The sequence below is a fragment of the Agrobacterium sp. LMR679 genome (genome assembly GCF_027157905.1).
Classification (GTDB): domain Bacteria; phylum Pseudomonadota; class Alphaproteobacteria; order Rhizobiales; family Rhizobiaceae; genus Agrobacterium; species Agrobacterium leguminum.
In genome coordinates this window covers 2,800,591-2,823,728 of record NZ_JAPVOJ010000002.1, presented here as the reverse complement: position 1 = coordinate 2,823,728, position 23,138 = coordinate 2,800,591, and the positions used below count along the sequence as shown (strand labels likewise).

Annotated in this window: 18 protein-coding genes, 1 tRNA gene and 1 pseudogene; 13 read left to right on the top strand and 7 right to left on the bottom strand. The window is 60.2% G+C overall.

The genetic code is table 11. From position 1 onward, the window contains the following. Positions 1–75 precede the first annotated feature (75 nt). From gpt to O3W47_RS24415, 3 genes are all read right to left on the bottom strand, one after another. Positions 76–573 carry a xanthine phosphoribosyltransferase gene (gpt, locus tag O3W47_RS24425; RefSeq protein ID WP_003523375.1) on the bottom strand — a complete coding sequence of 166 codons (498 nt, stop codon included), beginning with the start codon at positions 571–573 and terminating at the stop codon, positions 76–78. Between the two features lie 110 nt (positions 574–683). Further along, entirely contained in the window at positions 684–1,529 is an 846-nt protein-coding gene (locus O3W47_RS24420; protein WP_269314774.1) for a universal stress protein, read from the bottom strand. 221 nt (positions 1,530–1,750) lie between these two features. Next, a complete protein-coding gene (locus tag O3W47_RS24415; protein ID WP_080816869.1) occupies positions 1,751–2,542 on the bottom strand; it encodes a competence/damage-inducible protein A in 792 nt (263 codons plus the stop codon). A 277-nt stretch (positions 2,543–2,819) separates the two neighbouring features. On the opposite strand from O3W47_RS24415, the gene wrbA reads away from it, so the two are divergent. Next, positions 2,820–3,419, top strand: coding sequence for an NAD(P)H:quinone oxidoreductase type IV (gene wrbA, locus O3W47_RS24410; protein ID WP_059760465.1), 600 nt, complete (start codon positions 2,820–2,822; stop codon positions 3,417–3,419). A gap of 512 nt (positions 3,420–3,931) precedes the next feature. Here wrbA and O3W47_RS24405 read toward each other — a convergent pair. Together O3W47_RS24405 and O3W47_RS24400 are read right to left on the bottom strand one after the other, a co-directional pair. Next, on the bottom strand, positions 3,932–4,177 hold the full coding sequence (locus tag O3W47_RS24405; protein WP_080816871.1) for a DUF982 domain-containing protein: 246 nt from the start codon (positions 4,175–4,177) through the stop codon (positions 3,932–3,934). 94 nt (positions 4,178–4,271) lie between these two features. After that, positions 4,272–4,577 (bottom strand): hypothetical protein, encoded by a 306-nt coding sequence (locus tag O3W47_RS24400; protein ID WP_080816873.1) that lies wholly within the window; start codon positions 4,575–4,577, stop codon positions 4,272–4,274. 706 nt (positions 4,578–5,283) lie between these two features. On the opposite strand from O3W47_RS24400, the gene O3W47_RS24395 reads away from it, so the two are divergent. The 8 genes from O3W47_RS24395 to exoR all read left to right on the top strand — a co-directional run bounded on the left by O3W47_RS24395 (position 5,284) and on the right by exoR (position 14,222). Further along, on the top strand, positions 5,284–5,436 hold the full coding sequence (locus tag O3W47_RS24395) for a DUF3309 family protein (RefSeq protein ID WP_269314773.1): 153 nt from the start codon (positions 5,284–5,286) through the stop codon (positions 5,434–5,436). A 239-nt stretch (positions 5,437–5,675) separates the two neighbouring features. Beyond that, positions 5,676–5,749 (top strand) — tRNA-Cys (locus O3W47_RS24390). 232 nt (positions 5,750–5,981) lie between these two features. Then, on the top strand, positions 5,982–6,653 hold the full coding sequence (locus tag O3W47_RS24385; protein ID WP_269314772.1) for a protein-L-isoaspartate O-methyltransferase family protein: 672 nt from the start codon (positions 5,982–5,984) through the stop codon (positions 6,651–6,653). 389 nt (positions 6,654–7,042) lie between these two features. Next, positions 7,043–8,050 (top strand): cell division protein PopZ, encoded by a 1,008-nt coding sequence (popZ, locus tag O3W47_RS24380; RefSeq protein WP_269314771.1) that lies wholly within the window; start codon positions 7,043–7,045, stop codon positions 8,048–8,050. Positions 8,051–8,269: 219 nt separating this feature from the next. Beyond that, on the top strand, positions 8,270–11,113 hold the full coding sequence (locus tag O3W47_RS24375; protein ID WP_269314770.1) for a valine--tRNA ligase: 2,844 nt from the start codon (positions 8,270–8,272) through the stop codon (positions 11,111–11,113). A gap of 460 nt (positions 11,114–11,573) precedes the next feature. Continuing rightward, positions 11,574–12,863 carry an outer membrane protein transport protein gene (locus O3W47_RS24370; protein ID WP_065656003.1) on the top strand — a complete coding sequence of 430 codons (1,290 nt, stop codon included), beginning with the start codon at positions 11,574–11,576 and terminating at the stop codon, positions 12,861–12,863. 230 nt (positions 12,864–13,093) lie between these two features. Continuing rightward, positions 13,094–13,426: a hypothetical protein gene (locus O3W47_RS24365; RefSeq protein ID WP_269314769.1), complete on the top strand. Its 333-nt coding sequence runs from the start codon at positions 13,094–13,096 to the stop codon at positions 13,424–13,426. 1 nt (position 13,427) lies between these two features. Continuing rightward, complete coding sequence (exoR, locus tag O3W47_RS24360) at positions 13,428–14,222, top strand: exopolysaccharide production regulator ExoR (protein WP_003509731.1); 795 nt, start codon at positions 13,428–13,430, stop codon at positions 14,220–14,222. A gap of 42 nt (positions 14,223–14,264) precedes the next feature. Here the strand turns inward: exoR and xth are convergent, their stop codons facing one another. Together xth and erpA are read right to left on the bottom strand one after the other, a co-directional pair. Next, on the bottom strand, positions 14,265–15,062 hold the full coding sequence (xth, locus tag O3W47_RS24355) for an exodeoxyribonuclease III (RefSeq protein ID WP_269314768.1): 798 nt from the start codon (positions 15,060–15,062) through the stop codon (positions 14,265–14,267). A 96-nt stretch (positions 15,063–15,158) separates the two neighbouring features. Next, a complete protein-coding gene (gene erpA / locus O3W47_RS24350; protein ID WP_020811519.1) occupies positions 15,159–15,491 on the bottom strand; it encodes an iron-sulfur cluster insertion protein ErpA in 333 nt (110 codons plus the stop codon). A 215-nt stretch (positions 15,492–15,706) separates the two neighbouring features. On the opposite strand from erpA, the gene O3W47_RS24345 reads away from it, so the two are divergent. The 4 genes and pseudogenes from O3W47_RS24345 to nagZ all read left to right on the top strand — a co-directional run bounded on the left by O3W47_RS24345 (position 15,707) and on the right by nagZ (position 23,130). Next, positions 15,707–16,924 carry a deoxyguanosinetriphosphate triphosphohydrolase gene (locus O3W47_RS24345; protein WP_059760463.1) on the top strand — a complete coding sequence of 406 codons (1,218 nt, stop codon included), beginning with the start codon at positions 15,707–15,709 and terminating at the stop codon, positions 16,922–16,924. Positions 16,925–16,999: 75 nt separating this feature from the next. Continuing rightward, positions 17,000–18,757 (top strand): arginine--tRNA ligase, encoded by a 1,758-nt coding sequence (argS, locus tag O3W47_RS24340; protein WP_269314767.1) that lies wholly within the window; start codon positions 17,000–17,002, stop codon positions 18,755–18,757. Positions 18,758–18,823: 66 nt separating this feature from the next. Next, a pseudogene (locus O3W47_RS24335) lies at positions 18,824–21,866 on the top strand (SPOR domain-containing protein). Between the two features lie 247 nt (positions 21,867–22,113). Then, the gene (nagZ, locus tag O3W47_RS24330; RefSeq protein ID WP_269314766.1) at positions 22,114–23,130 is read left to right on the top strand and encodes a beta-N-acetylhexosaminidase; all 1,017 of its coding nucleotides are present in this window, start codon (positions 22,114–22,116) and stop codon (positions 23,128–23,130) included. Positions 23,131–23,138: the final 8 nt, after the last annotated feature.

The window sequence follows — 23,138 nt, the reverse complement described above, 5'->3', positions numbered from 1 at the left end:
CATAAAGCCGTTTCCAGATAAAAAAACCGCCCCGATAGGGCGGTTTCAAAGCCTGATTTTTCTCTTCGGGGCTGGTCAGCCGCGCGATCCCTTGGCAATCGGCTCCTGATAGGTGAAGCCCATGTCCCAGGGGAAATAAATCCAGGTGTCCTGGCTGACTTCGGTGACGAAGGTGTCGATGGTCGGCACGCCCTTCGGCTTGGCGTAAACACAGGCGAAATGCGCCTTGGGCAGCATTTCGCGCACTTCGAGCGCCGTCTTGCCGGTATCGGTCAGGTCGTCCAGCACCAGCACGCCTTCGCCGCCATCAGCCGAAAGTTCCGGGGCGACACCCTTCAGCAGAACCGTTTCGCCCTGGTTGACGTAATCATGGCGGGTGGCGATGCAGACCGTGTCGATCAGGCGGATATTCAGCTCGCGGGAAATGATCGCCGCCGGCACGAGGCCGCCGCGGGTAATACAGACGATCGCGCGGAACTCCCGCTCAAGGCCGGCAAGACGCCAGGCAAGCGCACGGGCATCGCGGTGGAACTGGTCCCAGGAGACGGGAAAGGCTTTATCGGGAAGGGACATGTCGTCTACCATCTGGTCAAAATTGTCGATGGCTTTGGCTAATAGCCGCAAGACCGGCAAAAAGGCAAGCTTTCCGCACGGTCTTATGGCTCAATCCACTTCCACCGGTTTTAACGCGACAGCAGCGTCAGCGCCGTCATGGAATCGAGCAGGGTGCGGGTGACACCGCCGAACAGCAGTTCCCACCAGCGGGAATGGCCATAAGCGCCCATGACAAGAAGGTCGATGCTGTTATCGGACAGCCGGTTTTCGATGGCCGCCTGCGGCGAGACGCCGGCGATCTTTTCCTGCGAGGTCACGGTGACGTTGACGCCGTGGCGGGCGAGCGTGGCGGCCAGTTCCGCACCGGCGAGGCCGGAAGACTGCGTTTCGCTCTCGGCCTGATCGACGGAGAAGATCTCGACGCTATCGGCTGCCTTGAGGAAGGGCAGGGCGTCGAAGGTGGCGCGGGTCGCCTCGCGCGAGCCGTTCCAGGCGATCAGGACGCGCTTGATCGGTTTCGCAACGGTCAGCACATGCGGCACGAGGAGAACGGGGCGGCCGCTTTCATAGAAGAAACCGTCAATGTCCGAGCGGCTGTCGGAAAGTGCGGAGGAGCTGCTCTGGCGGGCGACGATGAGATCGGCGCAACGGGCGCTGTCGATTGCCGATGCGGAGGCGTAACCCACCGATGTGACGAAGCTGCGCCATTCATGCGAGATGCCGTTGGCGGACAGCGTACGCTCGAAGATAGTGCCGACGTCGGTGGTTTCCTTATGCGCCACGTCCTGCAGCGCCTGCACGGTGGCGGGGTCGGGAATTTCCATCGGCGCGACGAGGGGAACGGCGGCCAGCGTTTCCATATGCAGGCCGATCACATGCGAGGAAAACTGATCGGCAAGGCTTACCACGAATTCGCCAAGCTTCTGCGTGTTCGAAACATTGTCGACCACTGCCAATATCGTCTTGTAACCCATTTCTCTCTCCTCGGTGACATGTCGTTTTCAGATCGTTCTGGCTTTTCTTCGAATTGCCAGGACGATCCAAGTCTCTGTTTTACGCATTGTCCGGACGGAAAAGCTGTTCCGCTTTTCCTGTAAATGCTCAGGGGGAGAGTGGCCGCCTTTAAAGACCGCCACCTTGATTTTGGTCAAAACTTCCCGGTTTCAAGCCTTTTCTGTCTCAAGCCTCTTCTGTTTCAGGCGGTTGCATCGCCCTTGCTGGCTGCCAGTCTTTTTTCATGGCCGATGGTCTCGATCATGGCGGCAACCGCGTCTGCTGCCGCCTTCAGGACGCCGGCGTCGCGGGCGCGCACGACGATCTCCGTCGAAAAGCGCTGTCCGTCATATTTGGGATAGGAGCCGATGCTGGTTTCGGGATGGGCTTTCTGGATGGCCGTCAGCGGCGTGCCGATATCGCCTTCGCCATAGGGCGACCGCACCGCCTGCGACATGACCTTCGCGCCGGTACGCAGCGTCGGCATGACATTGTCCAGCATGGCCTGAAACACCTGCGGCACGCCGGCCATGACGTAAACATTGCCGATGACGAAGCCGGGGGCGACGGAAACGGGATTGGCGATGTGGGCGGCTCCTCTCGGCATGCGCGCCATGCGCTTGCGCGCCTCGGTGAACTCCATCTCGCGGACGCGATACATGTCACCCAGCAGGCGCAGCGCCTCGGCATCGTGCTCGCAGGGCAGGCCGAACGCCGCAGAGACCGCATCAGCGGTGATGTCGTCATGGGTCGGGCCGATGCCGCCTGACGTGAAGACATAGTCATAACGGCCGCGCAGCGCGTTCAGCGCTTCCACGATCGCCTCCTCCTCGTCGGCGACGATGCGCACTTCCTTCAGGTCGATGCCGGACATGGTGAGGACATCCGCGAGGTGGCCGATATTCTTGTCCTTGGTGCGGCCCGAAAGCAGTTCGTCGCCAATGGCAAGCATGGCGGCGGTCACGACGGATTGGGCGGAGGAGGGACTGGACATGGTTGCACTCGTCATCTGTTTCACCCGACGTTAGCCCCGCTCCCGGGGAATGCAAAGCGGTTTTGAAAAAATGTCTTTTTGTAAATGGTTGACGTTTCGGTTTTCCGTTCACTCATGGTGAACAGTGCGTATGCCAATCCCCGGCTGGCGGGATAAGGGCCTCTCGGCTAGGTTTTCTTCACATACATTTGACGGGTCAACGCCGATGATCATTGAATTTTTGAAGAAGCTTATCGCCGGTACGCCGGAAACAGTTACAACAAAGGAAACGAAGAGAATGACGAAAGTTCTTGTACTCTATTATTCTTCTTACGGTCATATCGAAACGATGGCTTACGCTGTCGCCGAAGGCGCAAAATCGACGGGCGCCGATGTCGTCGTGAAGCGTGTTCCGGAGCTGGTGCCGGAAGAAGTCGCCAAGTCCTCGCATTTCAAGCTCGATCAGGCAGCGCCGATCGCAACGGTGGACGAGCTTGCCGAATATGACGCCATCATCGTCGGCGCCGGCACGCGTTTCGGCACGGTCGCCTCGCAGATGCGTAATTTCTGGGACCAGACCGGCGGCCTGTGGTTCGGCGGCAAGCTGGTCGGCAAGGTCGGTTCGGCCTTCACCTCTTCCGCCACGCAGCATGGCGGGCAGGAATCGACCATCCTCGGCTTCATCCCCACCTTCCTGCACCATGGCATGGCGGTCGTCGGTCTGCCCTATGCTTTCCAGGGCCAGATGGGCGTCGATGAAATCAAGGGCGGCTCGCCCTATGGCGCCTCCACCATCACCGATGGCGACGGCTCGCGCCAGCCCTCCGCAATCGAACTGGAGGCCGCCCGTTTCCAGGGCGCGCATGTGGCGAAACTCGCCGCCAAGCTTTCCGCCTGATTGGGTGATGCGTTGAAAGAAATGCGGCCCACAAGGCCGCATTTTTTACTCCCGGAACGTCACGTCGCCGGTGCTGTCGGAGAAGAATTTTTGCCGTGGGTCAGATCGGTAGGTTGACCATGAAAAGGCAGCTTGCGACCACGAAGCCGAGCATCGAGATTTCGAGAAAACCGTTCAATCCGTCACGCATTCCAATCCTCCTCCTGTTGGATGAAAAGAGAACGGCCAGAGTTTATCGCGGTTCCATAACGAAAGAATGAAATTCAGGAAATTCTAACGTCCAGTCGCGCCGTCTTCCGGCGGAGAGGATTTTCGCGCTTCAGCCGGTGACGACGAAGGCCACCACGAGGTGGCCGAGAAGGCCGATCGCCAGGCAGGAGAGAAGAAAAATGAACAGGGCTTTTTTCATGTTTCCGGAAGCTTCCATCTGTTGCGATCCATCCAACGTCTTATCCTGAAAAGCTGACGCCGCAGGCGGCGTTTTTAGTCGACGGCCGGCAGTCGCTCCGCCGTCAGGCCTTGATATCGAGGCCCGCTTCGATTGCGGCTGCGATGAAGGCCCTGCGCGCGTCCTCGGGCTTTTTCCTGCCGGCATCGACGGCGGCGCAGATCAGCAGCGCCTTGTCCAGCGCATCCCCGTCTTCGATCGGCCAATCCTCGATCAGCGCCCAGGAGGCCGCCTGCGTGGTGTCGATGCTTGTATAGTCGCCCGGCGTTTCGAACGCGATGAGGACGGGTTTTTGCCAGCGCGTATTCATCGCCTATCCATAGTGGTTGTCGCGCCCGGCTCTAAACCAAGCGGCCGGGATGCGCAATCCCGTTGCGGGGGCGTTTCTGCCGGTTGCGGTGCGGTCAGTCGTCGCGCCCGAACAGCCAGTCGCGAATGATGCGGCGGTCGATGAGTTCCAGCGAGCGGTCCGGCGCGATGCGATAGGTTTCCACCGCCCGCGTGCTGCCGTCGATGCGGAATTCATGGGTGAAGGTGCTGCCGATCGGCGATTTCGTCAGTTTGGTTCGCGGCTGGCCCCTGTAGATGATGCTGCCGGGGATGGGTTCGACATAGGGCGCGGGGCCGACATAGGCGGCCGGTCCGGCCGTGGTGCATCCGGCAAGCGCCAGTGTAAGCGCGATAACGGCCGAAGATACGAGCGTTTTCATCCTGTCCTCCGAAGTGCGTCCGTGAAAACGATGTCGAGGCGCGGCGGTTCCCGGCGGGCAGGGGGCCGGAGACGATTTCCCCGACTATTTGCTCTTCGGATTCTGAATGTCGCGCGCGACCCAGCGAAAGAAAAAGTAGACGAGGAGGCCGAAGATGAAAAGCGGGATGAGGTTCGCAAAACCGGACATATGATTCTCGTTTCTCCCTCCCGGTCCGGGGTCTAGCCGGAGTGAAACCGGCAAGGCAAGGGAAACCCGAACACAGCCGGTAAAATATCCGTGTGCCTGCAAAGGAGAATTCGAGGAGCGTGGGGAGGGGCGGGAGAGATCTGGCGCACTGCCAGTGATGCCAGATCTCTCCGTCTCCCGCCAGTTTCAGGGTACGGGGGACTGGCGCTAATATGACGGACAACTGCCGATAGACATAGGCCGAGAAATTACCTCGAATAAATCGCTGCTTTGGTGAAGGCCGATGAATGCCGGTCCGCTGCAGCCCTTCAGGGCTTTTGTCGCGATATAATTAGCCAGAGAATTACTTCCCGCGACGGAGCAGACAAGGCCGCATTCCCGAATTTCCGGTGTAACCCGTTGAAACGGAAGAGGATGCCTTTTCACCATTATGCTGCCGGCTATACAGGAAAGGGAACTTTTTGCGCGTTTCATCATTCAAACAGGCAGGACATATGCCAATAGTGGAGGGTTACACATGCTCGGCACCATCCTCGTCATCCTGCTCATTCTTTTCCTGATCGGCGCACTGCCAAGCTGGGGTTACCATAATTATGGTTATGGCCCGTCAGGCGGTCTCGGACTGGTTCTGGTGATCGTCCTGATCCTGGTTCTGCTGGGGCGGCTCTGACCGGCCGGCAGAGGAAATGCAGCATTGCCCGCAACGGCGCAAACGCGCCGGATGCGGGCTTTGTTTTTTCTGGAATATAAGGAAGATACAAAAAGCTTCGGAATCTTAAGCGCTTAGGAGGCTGGCCTTAACGGCATGCCGGTCCGATCCGAAAAAACACCACATTCGGAACGAACCCTCTTGCGCCCATAATGGATTCGTTCTAAATGCCCGCCATCGCTTGATTGATGAGCGTGTGAGGCCTCGTGGCGGAGTGGTGACGCAGAGGACTGCAAATCCTTGTACCCCGGTTCAATTCCGGGCGAGGCCTCCAAAAACTTCCACGAACGCAATGTTTTTTCGATATTTGACCCCGCTTCGCGGTCATTTGCTGTTCCGGAAATCTCCGCTGTTTCGCTTTTTCCCACACATCCGGCTTAGCGCGCTTGAAAGCGTGCGCTTGGGCAATTATGAGATTATCCAAAGGCGAGGGTGAGACCCTGCCGTTTTGAGCTTTTGGAGCCGAGGCTTCCCGACCGGCATCCGTGAAATTGAGGCGATACGATATGATGGATTTCGAAACCGCACGCGCCAATATGGTCGACAGCCAGTTGCGCACGACCGACGTGACGTCGCATTCCGTGCTGAAGGCGTTTTTGAGCGTGCCGCGCGAGGCATTCGTGCCGGCGAGCGTGCGGCAGATTGCCTATGTGGACGAGGACCTGCAGATCTGTCCCGCCCGCGATGGCCGTCCGGCCCGTTATGTCATGAAGACCTCGCCGCTGGCGAAGCTGCTGCAGCTTTCGGCCGTGTCGAAGGAGGACGTGGTGCTGGAAGTCGGCGGCGGCGCAGGTTATGCTGCCGCCATCCTTTCGCAGCTTGCCGGTTCGGTGGTTTCGCTTGAAAGCGATGAGGCGCTGGCCGCACAGGCGACCGAGACGCTCGCCTCGCTCGGATATGACAATGTCGCGGTCGTGACCGGCGATCTCGAAAAGGGCTATGCGGGCGAAGCACCCTATGACCTCGTTTTCATCAACGGCTCGGTGGAGGAAGTGCCGGCGGCACTGACCGACCAGCTGCGTGACGGCGGCCGTCTGGTTGTCGTCGTCGGATATGGCGGCGCCGCGAAGGCCACCGTCTATCGCCGCGATGGCAACAGCACATCGGCCGCCACTTTCTTCAATGCTTCGGTCAAGCCGCTGCCGGGCTTTGCCAAGGCGGCCGAATTCGTTTTCTGATCGGCAAACGATCATCTTCTTTTTGACGCCGGGGTGGAGTTTCCGCCCCGGCGTTTTTATGTTCGGTTTGCCGGCGGAGTGCGTCCTTTCGGGCCGTTCTCACAAAGCTGTGCATCATCACGAAACTTGTCGAATCAGTGATTTAGTTCCTCGCTATGCTGACCTAAACTAAGGGTGATTCGGGGTGTGCGTATTTCTGCCCCGCATGATCCTGCGACAGGGACGGCGAAATGCTCAGGCGCTTGGCCGGCCATGTTTCAGAGCATCGGTGTGACGATCGATTTCGGTTGTCGAAAACGCGATGTGAAAATTGAACAGGTCAAGGAGCGCTCATCCGGTGTCCGAGGGATGCGGCAAGGGCGCTCGAAGAGTGGAAACCGGGGATTGATATGGCTCAGCCAAGCGTAGCGCGTGAACCGTCCATGGAAGAGATTCTGGCGTCGATCCGCCGGATCATCGAAAGCAACGAGACCGGACCTGCCGGTGCGTTTTCCGGGCAGTTGCCGCCGGTCTATGACGATGAAGACGAGGCTGCGAGCGAAGCGGCCTTCGTGGCGGAGCCGATCAGCCCGCCGGCGCGCGTTCCCCCCGCCGCAAACCAGGCTTTTGGCGCACGGCCTGCACCGGATTTTTCGCCGGTTTCTGAGGGGTCGGTGGCCGAACGGCAGGAAAGCTTCGCCGAGAAGACCATGTCCCTTGCCGATGTTGCCGCCCGTGTGCGTGCCGCCGCAGACCGTAACGCAGCCATGGGGCCGCAGGCTTTCGCCGCGCAGGCCCAGCGTGGCGCGGCCGAGACCGCGCCGCAGGCTGCTGCGCCGACTGTATCGCAGCCTTCGTCCGCGCCGTCTTCCGAACGCGCCGCACCGCAGCGCCCGACAGATGTTCGGCCGCTGATGGCGGCTGCGGCCGCCGCGAGCGTGAGCGAGCAGCCGGCGTCCAGCGTGAGCGAGCAGCCGGTATCTTTTGCCGCTGAGGATCGCGCCGCTGCTGCCGCCATCGAAAGCGCGCCTTCGGCCGAAAACCGCTTCGATCAGCTTTCGCTGCGCGGCGCCCTCGAAACGCCGCTGACAGTCGAGCGTTTCGACATAGCGGTGCTGGAACCTGCCGTTGAGAAACCGGCATTCGATCTGGCCGAGCCACAGGCAAAAGACGAGGTGGATGGTGAGGGCGGTCTGTCGCTCAATCTTCTTTCCGCCGCTGCCGGTGCGCAGATCGCCCGTTCGTTCAGCGAGCTTGCAGAGGTTTTCGACGGCGTCGAGCGGCGCTCGATCGAGGATATGGCCGCAGAAATGCTGCGCCCGATGCTGCAGGACTGGCTGGAAGACAATCTGCCGACGCTCGTCGAGCGTCTGGTGCGCGAGGAAATCGAGCGCGTGGCGCGCGGTTCGCGCCGCTAAGGTCTGCTCCGGCCGCATGTGCGATTGCGGCGGATGCGACGAAACAGGGGCCGCTCCGGCATCGGGGCGGCTTTTTTGTTGAAGATGAAGATGTTATGGGGGCATAGTCACCTACGGGTCCGCTCAATGGTTGGCTCGCGGGCGGGTTTCTGTTGACTCTCTCCCGTCCATCCTTATTTAAAAAAATCCACACAAGAACTCTAAAATTCAGGTCAGGAAATGCTCGAAAAGACCTACGATTCCGCATCCGTCGAACCGAAGATCGCCAAAGCCTGGGACGAGGCTAACGCTTTTCGTGCCGGCGCCAACGCCAAGCCGGGCGCGGAAACCTTCACCATCGTCATCCCGCCGCCGAATGTGACCGGCTCCCTGCATATGGGCCACGCGCTCAACAACACGCTGCAGGATATTCTGGTCCGCTTCGAGCGCATGCGCGGCAAGGACGTGCTGTGGCAGCCGGGCATGGACCATGCCGGCATCGCCACGCAGATGGTCGTCGAGCGCAAGCTGATGGAGCAGCAGCTTCCGGGCCGTCGCGAGATGGGCCGCGAGGCCTTCGTGGAGAAGGTCTGGGAATGGAAGGCCGAATCCGGCGGCCTGATCTTCAACCAGCTGAAACGTCTCGGCGCCTCCTGCGACTGGTCGCGTGAGCGCTTCACCATGGATGAGGGTCTTTCCGAGGCCGTTCTCGAGGTCTTCGTCACCCTTTACAAGCAGAACCTGATTTACAAGGACAAGCGCCTCGTCAACTGGGACCCGAAGCTGCAGACTGCGATTTCCGACATGGAAGTCGAACAGATCGAGGTGAAGGGCAACCTTTGGCACTTCCGTTATCCGCTGGAAAAGGGTGTCACCTATCAATACCCGGTCGCTTTCGACGAGGAGGGCAAGCCCACCGAGTTCGAAACGCGCGACTATATCGTCGTCGCCACGACGCGGCCCGAAACCATGCTCGGCGATACCGGCGTTGCGGTGAACCCGAAGGATGAACGGTACAAGGGCATCATCGGCAAGCATGTCATCCTGCCGATCGTCGGCCGCAAAATCCCGATCGTCGCCGATGACTATGCTGACCCGACAGCCGGCACGGGCGCGGTTAAGATCACGCCTGCGCATGACTTCAACGATTTCGAAGTCGGCAAGCGCTGCGGCCTGCGCGCCATCAACATCATGAATATCGACGGCACGATCTCCATCAAGGAAAACGAGGATTTCCTCGAGGGTCTCAGCCATCCCGCGGCGCTGCATGGCGCATGGGATCGTCTGGAAGGGCAGGACCGCTTTACCGCCCGCAAGATCATCGTCGAAATCTTCGAGGAAGCCGGCCTGCTCGACAAGATCGAGCCGCACAAGCACGTGGTGCCGCATGGCGACCGTGGCGGTGTGCCGATTGAGCCGCGACTGACCGACCAGTGGTGGGTAGACAACAAGACGCTCGCCCAGCCGGCGATTGCTTCCGTTCGCGAAGGCCGCACCAATTTCGTGCCGAAGAACTGGGAAAACACCTACTTCCAGTGGATGGAGAACATCCAGCCCTGGTGTATCTCGCGGCAATTGTGGTGGGGACACCAGATTCCCGCATGGTATGGCCCGGACGGACAGGTCTTCGTTGAGAAGACCGAAGAAGAGGCGCTTCAGGCGGCCATCCAGCACTACATCGCCCATGAAGGTCCGTGGAAGGCCTGGGTCGAGGAGAAGCTTGAGAACTTCAAGCCGGGTGAAATCCTGACCCGCGACGAAGACGTGCTCGACACCTGGTTCTCGTCGGCGCTTTGGCCGTTCTCCACGCTCGGCTGGCCCGAGCAGACACCGGAACTGGCGCGCTATTATCCGACCAACGTGCTGGTGACCGGTTTCGACATCATCCCGTTCTGGGTGGTGCGGATGATGCAGATGGGCCTGCATTTCATGAAGGACGATGCCGGCAACCCGGTCGAGCCTTTCAGCACGGTCTATATCCACGCGCTGGTTCGCGACAAGAACGGCCAGAAGATGTCGAAGTCCAAGGGCAATGTCATCGATCCGCTGGAACTGATCGACGAATATGGTGCGGATGCGCTGCGTTTCACGCTTGCCATCATGGCGGCGCAGGGGCGCGACGTGAAGCTCGATCCGGCGCGTATTGCCGGTTATCGCAACTTCGGCACGAAGCTCTGGAATGCGACGCGTTTTGCAGAGATGAACGGCGTGAAGCGCGACCCGCATTTCCTTGCCGAAACCGCGTCGCTGACCATCAACCGCTGGATTCTGACCGAGCTTGCCAATACGGCGCGCGACGTGACGGCGGCGCTTGAGAACTTCCGTTTCAACGACGCCTCCGGCATTCTTTACCGTTTCGTCTGGAACCAGTTCTGCGACTGGTATCTGGAACTGCTGAAGCCTGTCTTCAGCGGCGAAGACGAAAAGGCCAAGAGGGAATCGCAGGCCTGCGCGGCCTATGTTCTGGACGAGATCTACAAGCTCCTGCATCCCTTCATGCCCTTCATGACGGAAGAGCTGTGGGCGCATACGGCGGGCGAGGGCGAGGAGCGGGATAATCTGCTTTGCCTGACCGACTGGCCGGTGCCGGAATTCCGCGACGATGCCGCGGCGGCCGAAATCAACTGGCTGATCGATCTCGTCTCCGGCATTCGCTCCGCGCGCGCCGAGATGAACGTGCCGCCGGGCGCTACCGCCTCGCTGGTGGTTGTCGGCGCCAATACCTCTACCGAAGCGCGGCTCGACCGCCACGCCGCCGCCATCCGGCGCCTGGCGCGGGCGGATGAAATCCGCGCCGCCGATGTCGCACCGAAGGGCTCCGCGCAGATCATCGTCGGTGAGGCCACGGTCTGCCTGCCGCTCGGCAAGCTCATCGATCTGGCCGCCGAGGAAGCCCGTCTCGAAAAGGCGATCGGCAAGGTGGATGCGGAAATGGAACGCATCGACAAGAAGCTGTCGAATGAAAAATTCGTGGCCAATGCCGATCCGGAAGTGGTCGCCGCCGAGCGCGAGCGCAAGGCGGAGCTGGAAGTGCAGCTTGCAAGCCTGAGAACGGCGCTCACGCGGGTCAGCGAAGCGGGGTAATAGCTGCCTCTGGCTTTTTCATGAAAACAAAACGCCCCGTTCGGAACGGGGCGTTTTTGTTTCTATGTAACAATTCGTATCCATTGATTGCTGCACTGCAACGGCGAATCATGGGCACCCGAAAGAGCGATTATTTCACGCCTTGCCCGGCCAAAAACCTCTGAAACAGCCAAAAAATCCAACAAAAACGGCCTGATAAGCGCGTTTCCTCGGGAAACCCGTGAGTGTGGTTATTTGGCGACAATTCCTGCCTCAAGTGGGAATTTGTTTCATTTTATGTCTGATTGCTTCAATGGGATTAGAAAAATAACCTAAAATGATTATGCAAGGGGATCGACATGAAATTCTTACGTAAAAAATGGAGAAGTGTCGCAGAACTGTGCCAGAGTGCGGCAGATTGTCATTTGCTGCGAAGCGCTTCACTCTTTTGATGATCACATTGCCTTGATTGGGGAGAGAGATGGCAAAAACTGCAATTTTTCGCGGCGCGGTATGTTTCGCAGTCAGCATCGCGGCGGTAACGCCCTCATTGGCTGGCGGCCTTGAGCGCGGCGGTTACAATATCGACCTGCTGTTCGATCCGTCCGATTATGTTCTCGACAGTTCTGCAACCTTCGTCGCGCCGCAGCGCAAGGTGGAAAATGCCCGGGACAATCCGCTGAAGAGCGGCCCGCTGCCTGCGGCCTGGTCAAGGAGCGCAGATGACTCTGAAAACTTCTGGTCGACCCGGATCGGCGCCAAAGCGGCAATCGGTGACTTCGGCGACTGCATGTTCGACTATTCGCAGCCCTGGGGCGCGCATCTCAATCCCGGCATCTGGCAGGGATCGAGCTACAATATCGAAACCAAGGTCAAGTCCCACAATTACGCCACTACCTGCCGGGTGAAGTTCGATCTTGGCAAAGGCGACTTCTCGATTATAGGCGGTGGTTTCTATCAGGAACTCAGCGGTTATAAATACCGTCAGGTTCTCGGGCCGGCCGTTCTGGGCCTCAATCCGGCCTGGTCCAGCTTCAGCGGCGTTGGCAAACTTGAGATGGAAGGTGACGGCTGGGGCTGGCGCGCCGGCATGGCCTATGAGATTCCCGAGATCGCCTTCCGTGCGAGCCTCGTTTACAACAGCGCCGTCGATCACGACCTGACCGGTTTCGCCGACGTCAGGGCGATCCCGCAGACGCCGCCGTCCATTTCTCCGACGCTTGCGAAATATGGTGGCAAGCTCGTGCCGATCTATGGCTCTGTTTCCATGCCTGATAGTATCGAACTCAAGGTGCAATCCGGTATCGCGCCGGACTGGCTTGCTTTCGGTTCGGTGAAGTGGACGGACTGGAGCCAGATTCAGGTTATTCCTTTCTGCGCGGTCGGCACGTCGCCGTGCGTTCCGAGCGGAGCTGACACGCTCAACACGCTCGACCTGTTTTATCGCGACGGCTGGACGATTTCGGGTGGCGTCGGTCACAAGTTCAACGAACAGTGGAGCGGTGCTGTGAGCCTGACCTGGGATCGCGGTACGTCGACTGTCATCGGCACCCAGACCGACACCTGGACACTGGGCACGCAGATCGTCTACTCCCCGAACAAGAACATCGAGTTCAAGATTGCCGGCGCTCTCGGCCTCCTGACCTCCGGTAGCTCGTCCATCAATGGCGGACCGTGCGGTGCAGGCTTCACCTGCGGCAACGAGGCGGGCTACGACTTCGGCAACGACCTCGTCGCAGCCATCTCGACCGGTGTGAAGGTCAAGTTCTGACATCATCCTTCCGTAGATGCTAAAATAAAGGTCCGGTTTACCAACCGGGCCTTTTTTCATGCGCGACTATGATTCCTGCTCGATAAAATTTTCTAGCCCGAAAGTTTTGTGACGATTTGGCAACACTTTTCTGCAAGCGTGTGGGCGCGTTGGAATGTGAGCATATCTGTCCATTTCCCGCCACAAACAGGGTGCTTGGCTTATGTTTAAGGGCGCGGGAATGAAAGAACATGCAGGCGTTTGATGTGGGCCTGCGGAGTTGCAGAAAAGTGAAAACGGGTTTGGATTCAGCGTTTAAGCAAGTAATACGGGAATTTCGCCCGGCTTTCTTGTCTGGCGCTGACCGGTGGATGACGGAATGCCGTTATGTTGCCGGAAATTATGCCTATATCTGTCTCACTGGAAAATTAGGGCAATTGCCGCATGAGACCACCGGTGGTGCGCTGGAAAGTGCTGCCGGAAAGACGCAGTGTGTTCGAAAAATCGCGACCCGGCGGGGTTCGGCTTTGCAGTATTCCGCAAGTATTGGCTATATGCCGGGAAGAGTGAGAGAAGTTCGCTGAAATGCTGAAATGTGAAGCCAACGTTTTAAAGCCGCTCCTCATGGGCATGTTGCTTGCGTCGCTCGCAATGCCTGCTGCGGCTTTTGACATTAATGCGGGCGTGACCAAGGAATCCGGCCCCTTCGACCTGTTCAAGTTCGGCTTCAAGGCCTACAAGAACGGCAACAAGGGCGAAGCCGTCGAGGCCTATCGCTACGCGGCTGAAAAGGGCCATACCGGCTCGCGCTGGGCGCTTGCCAATATGTATGCCTATGGCGATGGCGTCGCCAAGAACGACTTCGAAGCTTTCAAGATCTACAGCGAAATCGCCAATCAGGGCGTGGAGCCGGGTTCGGAAGATACCGGCTTTTTCGTCAATGCGCTGCTTTCCCTTGCGGATTATTACCGTCACGGCATTCCCGGCAGCCCGGTGAAGATGGACCTGTCGCAGGCCCGCCAGCTTTATTTCCAGGTTGCTTCCACCTTTGGCGTCGCTGAGGCGCAGTTCCGTCTGGCGGAGATGATTCTCGCCGGCGAGGGCGGCCGCGCCGATGTGCAGCAGGCCAAAAAGTGGCTCAACCAGGCCCGCAAGCACGGCCATGCCGGCGCCATGTCGATTTTCGGCAACCTGATCTTCCAGGAAGGCCAGACGACGCAGGGGCTGGCCTTCATGACGGCGGCGCTCGACAAGTGCACGGCAGCGGACTGCACCTGGATACAGAACCTGCAGGAGCAGGCTTTTTCGCTCGCCGGTGAGAACGATCGCCGCGCCGCCATCGCCATGGCGCAGAACATGCAGTTCAACGATCCGGATTGAGGGTGCTGATAGGGGTGGTTTTATCCACCCGCCAGGAGTGGCTCAGCCGATCGGACTGAAATCGAAATAACCGCAGACCGGCACATGGTCGGACGGTTTTTCCCAGGCTCGCACATGTTTTTCGATACTGACGGATTGCAGCCTGTCGGCCGCTTCCGCTGACAGCATCAGATGATCGATGCGGATGCCATTGTTTTTCGGCCATGCCCCGGCCTGATAATCCCAGAAGGAATAAAGTCCTGCTTCATCCGTCGTCGCACGCGCGGCATCGGTGAAACCCAGATTCTCCAGCTTGCGGAAGGCCGCACGTGTTTTCGGCAGGAACAATGCGTCGCCTTCCCACACGCGTGGGTCGTGGCAATCGAACGGCTCCGGAATGACGTTATAGTCGCCCGCAAGGATCAGCGGCTCCTCGAGCGCGAGGCGATCTTCGGCAAAGCGCCGCAGCCGTTCCATCCAGGCAAGCTTGTAGGGATATTTCACCGGATCGTCCGGCGGATTGCCGTTCGGCAGGTAAAGCGAGCAGACGCGGATCGCGCCGCCATCGACGGAAAACACGCCTTCGATGAAACGCGCCTGTTCATCGGCATCGTCACCCGGCAGGCCGCGATTGACCTCGTCGGGCTTGACCTTCGAGAGCAGGGCGACACCGTTGAAGCCCTTCTGGCCATGGGTCTCGACATGATAGCCGAGCGCCTCCAGCTCCAGCCGGGGAAAACCTTCGTCAACCGATTTGATTTCCTGAAGGCAGACGATATCGGGCGATGAATCCTTCAGCCACTGGCAGAGGTTTTCGATACGCGCCTTGACGCCGTTGATGTTCCAGGTGGCAATCTTCATCGGAGTTTCCCTTTTGCGAGGGTACTTTTACCCGATGCAAAAGCGATTGCCACCGTTTTTGGAAAACGGCCCTGTGGATGTGGTGGAAAGATGATGTCAGATCGAGAAGCTGGTGCCACAGCCGCAGCTTGCCACCGCATTCGGGTTCTTGATCTGGAAGGACTGGCCGAGCAGATTGTCGACGAAGTCGATTTCGGAGCCGGCCATATAGACGACCGAGAGGCTGTCGATCAGCACTTTCGCGTCGCCGCGGGCAATCACGATGTCGTCATCGGCTTTGTCTTCGGCCAGATCGAACTTGTAGGAGAAGCCCGAGCAGCCGCCGCCTTCCACCGAGACGCGCAGCGCCTGTTTGCCGGCTTCGGCCGCGACGATCTGGGCGATTCGCTTCGCCGCAGCTTCAGAAAGGGTAATGTCGCTGTTTTCCATGTCGTTTCTCCTGCCGGGGTCAAGAACCGGAGAGCAATAATCTCGTTGTCACCATTATAAACCGGTCAAATTAACGGTCTATAGCCTGTGTGAAGGCGGTCAGCGCGGCGATGATGCTTTGCGCTGACCTCTGCGATAGGTATGAAGGGTGAATGAAAAGGTCAATGGCCGAGACCAAAAGGAAGTCCCGGCTGGAGAAGACAACAGGTGGATGCATGATCATAGACCAGCGCGCATTGGGTTTCGGAAGCGGCGAGAGGGCGGTTTTCGCCTCGGATCCATGGACCACGCGCGGGCGTCTTTTTCCCGAAACCGGAAGTCTGACGCGCTCGGAATTCCAGCGCGATCGTGACCGCATCGTCCACACGACGGCCTTTCGCCGCCTGAAGCACAAGACGCAGGTGTTCATCAGCCCTGACGGCGACCACTATCGTACGCGTCTCACCCACACCATCGAGGTGGCGCAGATCGCCCGGGCGCTCGCCCGCGCGCTGAAGCTCGACGAGGATCTGGCTGAAGGCGTGGCGCTGGTGCATGATTTCGGCCACACGCCTTTCGGGCATACCGGCGAGGATGCGCTGGATGCGGTGCTGCTGCCCTATGGCGGCTTTGATCATAACGCCCAGTCGCTGCGTATCGTCACCAAGCTTGAGCGCCGTTACGCCGAATATGACGGCATCAACCTGACCTGGGAAACGCTCGAAGGGCTGGTCAAGCACAATGGCCCGCTGGTGAATGCGAAGGGCGAGGGGATCAAGGGACCGGTTCCGCTGCCCATCCTCGAATATTGCGAGCTGCAGGATCTGGAAATCGGCAGCTATGCCAGCCTCGAGGCGCAGGTGGCGGCGATTGCCGATGACATCGCCTATAATACCCACGACATCGATGACGGGTTGCGCGCCGGTTATCTCACCTTCGAGATGCTGGAGGAGGTGCCGTTCCTCGGCGGCCTGATGGCCGAGGTGCGGGCGAAATATCCCGTGCTCGACAAGGAGCGTTTCGCCAATGAGATCATGCGTCGGCAGATCACCCATATGGTGGAAGATGTGATCGGCGTTGCGCAGCAGAATCTCGCCCGTCTCAAGCCGAAGAGTGCGGCGGATATCCGCGCTGCCGATTTCACTGTCGCGACCTTCTCGCCGGAAATGGCCGAGACCGACCGGCAGATCAAGAAACTGCTGTTCGGCCATATCTACCGGCATCCGGAAATCATGCGCATCCGCGCCGGCGCGACACAGATCGTCACCGATCTTTTCCACCGTTATATGGAAACGCCGGCGGAAATGCAGAGCCACTACTGGGTGGATAGCATTTCCGGCATGAGCGTGGCCGCAAAAGCCCGGCATGTAGGCGACTATCTGGCCGGCATGACCGACAGTTATGCACTGCGCGCCCACCAGCGGCTGTTTGACCACACCCCCGATTTGAGATAGGGCAGCGGGCGATCGCGAAGCCGACCCGGTTAAAAGGCCGGATATAAACAGAAGCCCTTCGCGCAGGTTGGAACGATGAACATTTTTGCCGATTTCGATACCAGGATCAAAAACGCGCTCGAGACCCTCGATCTCGTGAAAGAGAACCGCGAAAAGGTCGATTTCAGTCGAATTACCGTCGAATCCCCGCGCGATCTGAGCCACGGCGATGTCGCAACCAATGCCGCCATGGTGCTGGCGAAGCCGCTCGGCACCAATCCGCGCGCGCTGGCCGAACTCATCGTGCCGGCTCTTCAGGCCGATGGCGATGTGGACAGCGTCAATGTCGCGGGTCCGGGCTTCATCAATCTCAAGGTTTCGGTCGGTTACTGGCAGCGTCTTCTCGCCGACATGATCGCGCAGGGCGTCGATTTCGGCCGCTCCACCATCGGTGCGGGCCAGAAAATTAACGTCGAATATGTTTCCGCCAATCCGACAGGCCCGATGCATGTCGGTCATTGCCGTGGCGCCGTTGTGGGCGACACGCTCGCGAACCTGCTTGCCTTTGCGGGTTATGGCGTCACCAAGGAATATTACATCAACGATGCCGGCTCGCAGATCGATGTGCTGGCCCGTTCGGTGTTCCTGCGTTACCGCGAGGCGCTCGGCGAAGATATCGGCACCATTCCGTCCGGCCTTTATCCCGGCGACTATCTCGTTCCCGTTGGCCAGGCGCTGGCGGATGAATATGGCATCAAGCTGCGCGCCATGCCCGAGGAAAAGTGGATGCCGATCGTCAAGGACAAGGCGATCGATGCGATGATGGCGATGATCCGCGAGGATCTGGCGCTGCTCAACGTCCGGCACGACGTGTTCTTCTCGGAGCGCACGCTGCATGAGGGCAATGGCGGCCCGATCCTCTCGGCCATCAATGATCTGACTTTCAAGGGCCATGTCTACAAGGGCACCCTGCCGCCGCCGAAGGGCGAATTGCCGGAAGACTGGGAAGACCGCGAACAGACGCTGTTCCGCTCGACGGAAGTGGGCGACGACATGGACCGCGCGCTGATGAAGTCGGACGGTTCCTACACCTATTTCGCCGCCGACGTCGCTTATTTCAAGAACAAGTTCGACCGTGGTTTTTCCGAGATGATCTATGTGCTCGGGGCTGACCATGGCGGTTACGTGAAGCGGCTGGAAGCGGTTGCGCGCGCCGTCTCCGAAGGCAAGTCGAAACTGACGGTGCTTCTGTGCCAGCTCGTCAAGCTGTTCCGTGACGGCGAGCCGGTGAAGATGTCGAAGCGCTCCGGCGACTTCGTCACGCTGCGCGATGTTGTCGACGAAGTGGGTCGCGATCCGGTGCGATTCATGATGCTTTATCGGAAGAATTCCGAGCCGCTGGACTTCGATTTCGCGAAAGTGACCGAACAATCGAAGGATAATCCGGTTTTTTACGTGCAATATGCGCATGCCCGCTCGATGTCGATCTTCCGGCAGGCGCAGGAAGCGTTTCCGGGGCTTTCTTCTTCGGCTGAGGAGATGGCGGACTCTGTTGCTTTGATCAGCGATATCAATGAGTTGCAGCTGGTTGCAAAGCTTGCGGAATATCCGCGCCTGATCGAATCTGCGGCCCTTTCGCACGAGCCGCACCGGCTTGCTTTTTACCTCTACGATCTCGCCAGTTCCTTCCATGGACACTGGAACAAGGGTAAAGACCAGCCGGAATTACGTTTTATTAACGATAAAAACCGAGAATTGAGCATTGCCAGACTTGGGCTGGTGAATGCTGTCGCAAATGTTTTGAGGTCCGGCCTTACGCTTTTAGGAGCGGACGCACCTGCTGAAATGCGATAACATATCACCATTATTTGCTCACAATACGCTGGCAAGAGCTGCAATGCGTAGATGGTGGAACACGTAATGGTCGAAAAAAATGTCGCGTATAACCGGGACGCCCGGTCCGAAGGGTTCGCTGACAACGATCCTCTGGCAGAACTGGCGCGTATCGTCGGCTTCGAAGATCGTCCTTCGCATGCGGGTTCCGAGGCTGCGCCGCGCGCCGCTTCGCCGGTGACCCGCCGCGAACCGGAATTCAACCTCGAAGATGAGCTTCTGAGGGAGTTCGAGGTTTACGATGCGCCGCACGCCGATCCGGTCGTTCTTGACCCGGCAAACGATGTTCGTGCAGGCATCCACCCCAACGATTTCATGCAGCGTGTCGAATCGGTTTTCGCCCGCCGCGAGCCTGAGCTTGCGCCGGCGGACGAACCCGCGCCCGTGGCCGCATCCGCACCGGAGGTGAGGGAAGAGCCGCTTCCGGAAGTCGATGAGGCCTATATTCACAACTACGTCGAAACGACCACGCAGGATATTCGTGCGGATTTCCGCGACGATGCCTCCGCGGTGGCGGAAGTTTTCGATGTGCATTCGCGCCAGTCGCGTCCCGCCGAGCCGATGGTTTACCAACCCGCCGCCCAGCAGGTGGCATGGGAAGAACCGCAGGCCGCAGAACCCGTCGAGCCAGAATGGCACACGATGCCGGAACTTCCGGCCGATGTTTCGAGCAACATTCACGCCGATGGTCATTCCTATGCGCCGGAGCCGCAGGCTTTCGATCTCGCCGATGAGGTGGAAATAGCTGTCGCCGAGGAAGCGCCCGCACCGGTTTCCGTGCGTCCGCCGTCGCATGGCGGCCGTTCCTCGCTGGAATTTTCCAGCCTGCGGCTGCCGCTCGCCAATTTCGGCGCGCGCCGGGATGTTTCAGCCGCCGATCCGAAGCGGGTCGAGCCGCGTTCAGAACAGCAGCCTGCCGCAGCCCGTATCGAGCCGCAGGTGGAGCCCGCTCCCGCGCCTGCCGTCGTGCGGGCGGAAGAGACCGCGCCGTCCTTTACGCCTCCGGTCGCCGAGACCTTTGCGCCTGCCGCAGAGCCTCTGGCGTTCGAGGTTGCCGAGAAGCCGGCAGCGAAACATCTCTCGCCGATGGACGAGTTGATCTACGACGTCGCGAAATATTCCATTCCCGGTCGCGGCGAAACACCGCTGGTGCAGGACGTTCCCGCTGCGCAGGCTGCGAAGGTGGAGCCGCCCGTGGTTGTCGCCGCGCCGGTGAAGGCAGCGCCGATTGTCGCTGCTGCGCCCGCAGCACCTGTTGAAGAACTTGATTTCACGGATTTCGCCGGCTTCAACGACGATGATTTCGAGCTTGCGCTCGACGATCTCGATCTTGATCTGGACCTGTCTGAAATCGCCGAGGCGGAAGTTGCGCCTGCGCCCGCACCGCAGCCCGTTCGCCAGCCGCCGGCCGCTCCGGTTGCCGCTGCTGCCGTTGCGCCGCAGCCGGTGAGGGAACAGCCGGCACCTCAGCCGCGCCCGGCCGCCGTTGCCGTTGCCGCCACCCGTGGCCGCTGCTGCGGTTCAGCCGCGTCCGGCCGCCGCAGCACCGCAGCCGGCCGCGCCGCAGACGCTGGAAAGCCTGCCTTTCGATCCTTCGCAGATCGGCGAGACGGAAGAACATCCGGAAAACATCGTTGAGATGGACGTGCCGGAACTGCCGGTCGGGGTTTTTGAACCCAAGCCGGCCGCGCGCCGTCACGAGGAAGATCTCGATATCGATACCGAGCTTGCGACGCTGTTTGCGCCTGCGGTTGCCGGCGGTCTCGACCGTCATAAGCACGCGGAAAACCGTGGCGCCGCCCAGGCGCGTCCCGCGCAGGCTCCGGAAGAGGCCGACGAATTCGAACGGGCGCTGGAAGAGGATTTCCGCCGCTCCATGCAGGAGGCTGCGGCCTCCCGCGGCAGCGCCCCGCGCGATGCCGAAAACACCTATGTCGACCATCAGGCGGCCTATCGTGAGGAAGATGAACGCGGCGGTCGCCGCTGGATCATGCCGGTTGCCGCCGCAATCGGTCTGGTGCTGATCGGTGGCGGCGTTTACGCGCTGGTCTCCGGCGGTTCGTCCAGCACCGGTTCCAATGGCGCGCCGGTCATCATCTCCGCCGATAACGATCCGATGAAGGTCGTTCCGGAAAATCCGGGTGGTCGCGTTGTGCCGAACCAGGACAAGGCGGTTTATGACCGCGTGGCCGGCGGCAGCGCTGCCGATCCGAAGCAGCCGGCGCTGATTTCCAGCAACGAGCAGCCGGTGGATGTGGTTCAGCGCACGCTGATCCCCGAACAGTTGCCGCTGGAAGGCGAAAACGACGCGGATGTGGAAGCCGCCGGCACGCCGGTTGGCGAGACCGAGGATCCGCGCCTGCTTTCGCCGGAAGAAAAGGCCGCACAGACCGAAGGTTCAGCTGCAACCGGCGTTTCGCCGCGCAAGGTCCGCACCATGATCGTCAAGCCTGACGGCACGCTGGTTGCCCAGGAAGTCGAGGTGCCGGCAGCCCAGCCGCCGAAGGCCGACAAGGTCGAAGAGCTTGCAGCACCGCAGACCGCCAAGCCCGGTGAGGGCGCTCCCGCCGTCATCGCCGCATCGCGGGTTCCGGTCGCGCCGGAACAGGCTCAGCCGCAGGCAAATACGCCTGCCGCCGCTGCCAAGCCGGCAGCGCAGTCGGCAGCACCGCTTCCTGCGGCGCGTCCCTCCTCGCAGCCCGCCAATGTGGTGGCAACGGTGACCAACCAGGGCAATGTCCGCCCCGCCACCGCTCCGGCGCAGCCGCAGGCCGCGCAGCAGCAGACGGCAGCCGCAACGCCTGCGGCCACCAGCACGCCCTCCGCCGGTGGTTACTACATCCAGATCGCCTCGCTGCCGAGCCAGGCGGAAGCCCAGAAGTCCTACCAGAACATGTCGGCCAAGTTCGGCTCGGTCATCGGTGGACGCGGCGTCGACATCAAGGCCGCCGAAATCGCCGGCAAGGGCACGTTCTACCGCGTCCGCATCCCGGCGGGTGACAAGAACGAAGCCGTGGCGCTGTGCGAAAAGTTCCGCTCGGCCGGCGGTAGCTGCCTCGTGGCGCGGTGATAGAGGCCAATACGGCTCGCAAGATTGGGGTTGCCGTCTAAGGCAACCCTTCTTTGGGTGGGGAAGGGTTTTTCCCCACACGCGACGTCATCCTCGGCCTTGTGCCGAGGATCTGCAACGTTTCGCCAGCCGGTCGGTTGCAGATGCTCGGGACAGGCCCGAGCATGACGGCGGAGAGTTTGACACTCCTCCCCACGCCTTTCGGTACAAGGCCATTTCCCATTCCATTTCCTGCGAGCGTGACACCATGACCGATTGCAAAGCTATGATCCTCGGATGCAGCGGGCTTTCGCTGACTGCCGACGAGATTGCCCTTTACCGCGATGAGCAACCCTGGGGCTTCATCCTGTTCGGGCGCAACATTGGCGAGCCGCAGCAGATCACCGATCTCGTCGCCGCCATGCGCGATGCCGTCGGGCGGCCAGATGCGCCGGTGCTGATCGATCAGGAGGGCGGGCGTGTGCAGCGTATCAAGCCGCCGATCCTGCAGGCCTATCCGAACGCCCGCATTCTCGGCGAAATCTATGAGCGCGACCGGGGGGCGGGTCTGCGCGCCGCCTGGTTGATGTCGCGCCTGCATGCTTTCGACCTCATGAAATTCGGCATCAATGTCGATTGCCTGCCGGTGCTCGATGTGCCGGTGGAAGGCGCCAGCAATGTCATCGGCAATCGCGCTTATGGCTACACGCCGACAATGGTGGCCGAGATGGGGCAGGCGGCGGCCGACGGCCTGAAGGCGGGCGGCATGCTGCCTGTCATGAAACATATGCCAGGCCATGGCCGCGGCATGGTGGATCTGCACCATGAACTGCCGGTCGTCGATGTACCGCTCGATGAGCTGGACGCCCATGATTTCGTGCCGTTCCGGGCACTGAACCGCGAATTGATGGCGATGAGCGCGCATCTGGTGTTCAACGCCGTCGACCGCGAACGGCCGGCGACGACCTCGCCGAAGGTGATCGAGGACATCATTCGCGGCCGGATCGGCTTTGACGGCCTGCTGATGTCCGACGACAGTTCCATGAATGCGCTGAAGGGCACGCTCGGTGAAAGAGCTGCGAATATTGTTGCGGGCGGCTGCGATATAGTCTTGCATTGCAACGGTGTGATGGGTGAAATGCTTGAGGTCGTGAAGGAGGTTCCCGTTCTTTCCGGCCGTTCGCTGGAGCGGGTGCGGGCCGTGGAAGCGGGTTTCCCCGCTGCGGACCCTTCCGACGAAGCGGAGCTGAGAGCCGAATTCAACGCCATGTGGGCCGTTTCCTGACAGTCGGG

Excerpts from the sequence above, each read along its gene's own strand:
- O3W47_RS24420 (WP_269314774.1), bottom strand. The coding sequence starts at position 1,529 with ATGGGTTACAAGACGATATTGGCAGTGGTCGACAATGTTTCGAACACG.
- erpA (WP_020811519.1), bottom strand. The coding sequence starts at position 15,491 with ATGGAAAACAGCGACATTACCCTTTCTGAAGCTGCGGCGAAGCGAATC.
- O3W47_RS24365 (WP_269314769.1), top strand. The coding sequence starts at position 13,094 with ATGCAGGCGTTTGATGTGGGCCTGCGGAGTTGCAGAAAAGTGAAAACG.
- O3W47_RS24400 (WP_080816873.1), bottom strand. The coding sequence starts at position 4,577 with ATGAAAACGCTCGTATCTTCGGCCGTTATCGCGCTTACACTGGCGCTT.
- O3W47_RS24415 (WP_080816869.1), bottom strand. The coding sequence starts at position 2,542 with ATGTCCAGTCCCTCCTCCGCCCAATCCGTCGTGACCGCCGCCATGCTT.
- O3W47_RS24385 (WP_269314772.1), top strand. The coding sequence starts at position 5,982 with ATGATGGATTTCGAAACCGCACGCGCCAATATGGTCGACAGCCAGTTG.
- exoR (WP_003509731.1), top strand. The coding sequence starts at position 13,428 with ATGCTGAAATGTGAAGCCAACGTTTTAAAGCCGCTCCTCATGGGCATG.
- O3W47_RS24370 (WP_065656003.1), top strand. The coding sequence starts at position 11,574 with ATGGCAAAAACTGCAATTTTTCGCGGCGCGGTATGTTTCGCAGTCAGC.
- O3W47_RS24345 (WP_059760463.1), top strand. The coding sequence starts at position 15,707 with ATGATCATAGACCAGCGCGCATTGGGTTTCGGAAGCGGCGAGAGGGCG.
- O3W47_RS24395 (WP_269314773.1), top strand. The coding sequence starts at position 5,284 with ATGCTCGGCACCATCCTCGTCATCCTGCTCATTCTTTTCCTGATCGGC.
- gpt (WP_003523375.1), bottom strand. The coding sequence starts at position 573 with ATGTCCCTTCCCGATAAAGCCTTTCCCGTCTCCTGGGACCAGTTCCAC.
- wrbA (WP_059760465.1), top strand. The coding sequence starts at position 2,820 with ATGACGAAAGTTCTTGTACTCTATTATTCTTCTTACGGTCATATCGAA.
- nagZ (WP_269314766.1), top strand. The coding sequence starts at position 22,114 with ATGACCGATTGCAAAGCTATGATCCTCGGATGCAGCGGGCTTTCGCTG.
- O3W47_RS24405 (WP_080816871.1), bottom strand. The coding sequence starts at position 4,177 with ATGAATACGCGCTGGCAAAAACCCGTCCTCATCGCGTTCGAAACGCCG.
- popZ (WP_269314771.1), top strand. The coding sequence starts at position 7,043 with ATGGCTCAGCCAAGCGTAGCGCGTGAACCGTCCATGGAAGAGATTCTG.
- argS (WP_269314767.1), top strand. The coding sequence starts at position 17,000 with ATGAACATTTTTGCCGATTTCGATACCAGGATCAAAAACGCGCTCGAG.
- O3W47_RS24375 (WP_269314770.1), top strand. The coding sequence starts at position 8,270 with ATGCTCGAAAAGACCTACGATTCCGCATCCGTCGAACCGAAGATCGCC.
- xth (WP_269314768.1), bottom strand. The coding sequence starts at position 15,062 with ATGAAGATTGCCACCTGGAACATCAACGGCGTCAAGGCGCGTATCGAA.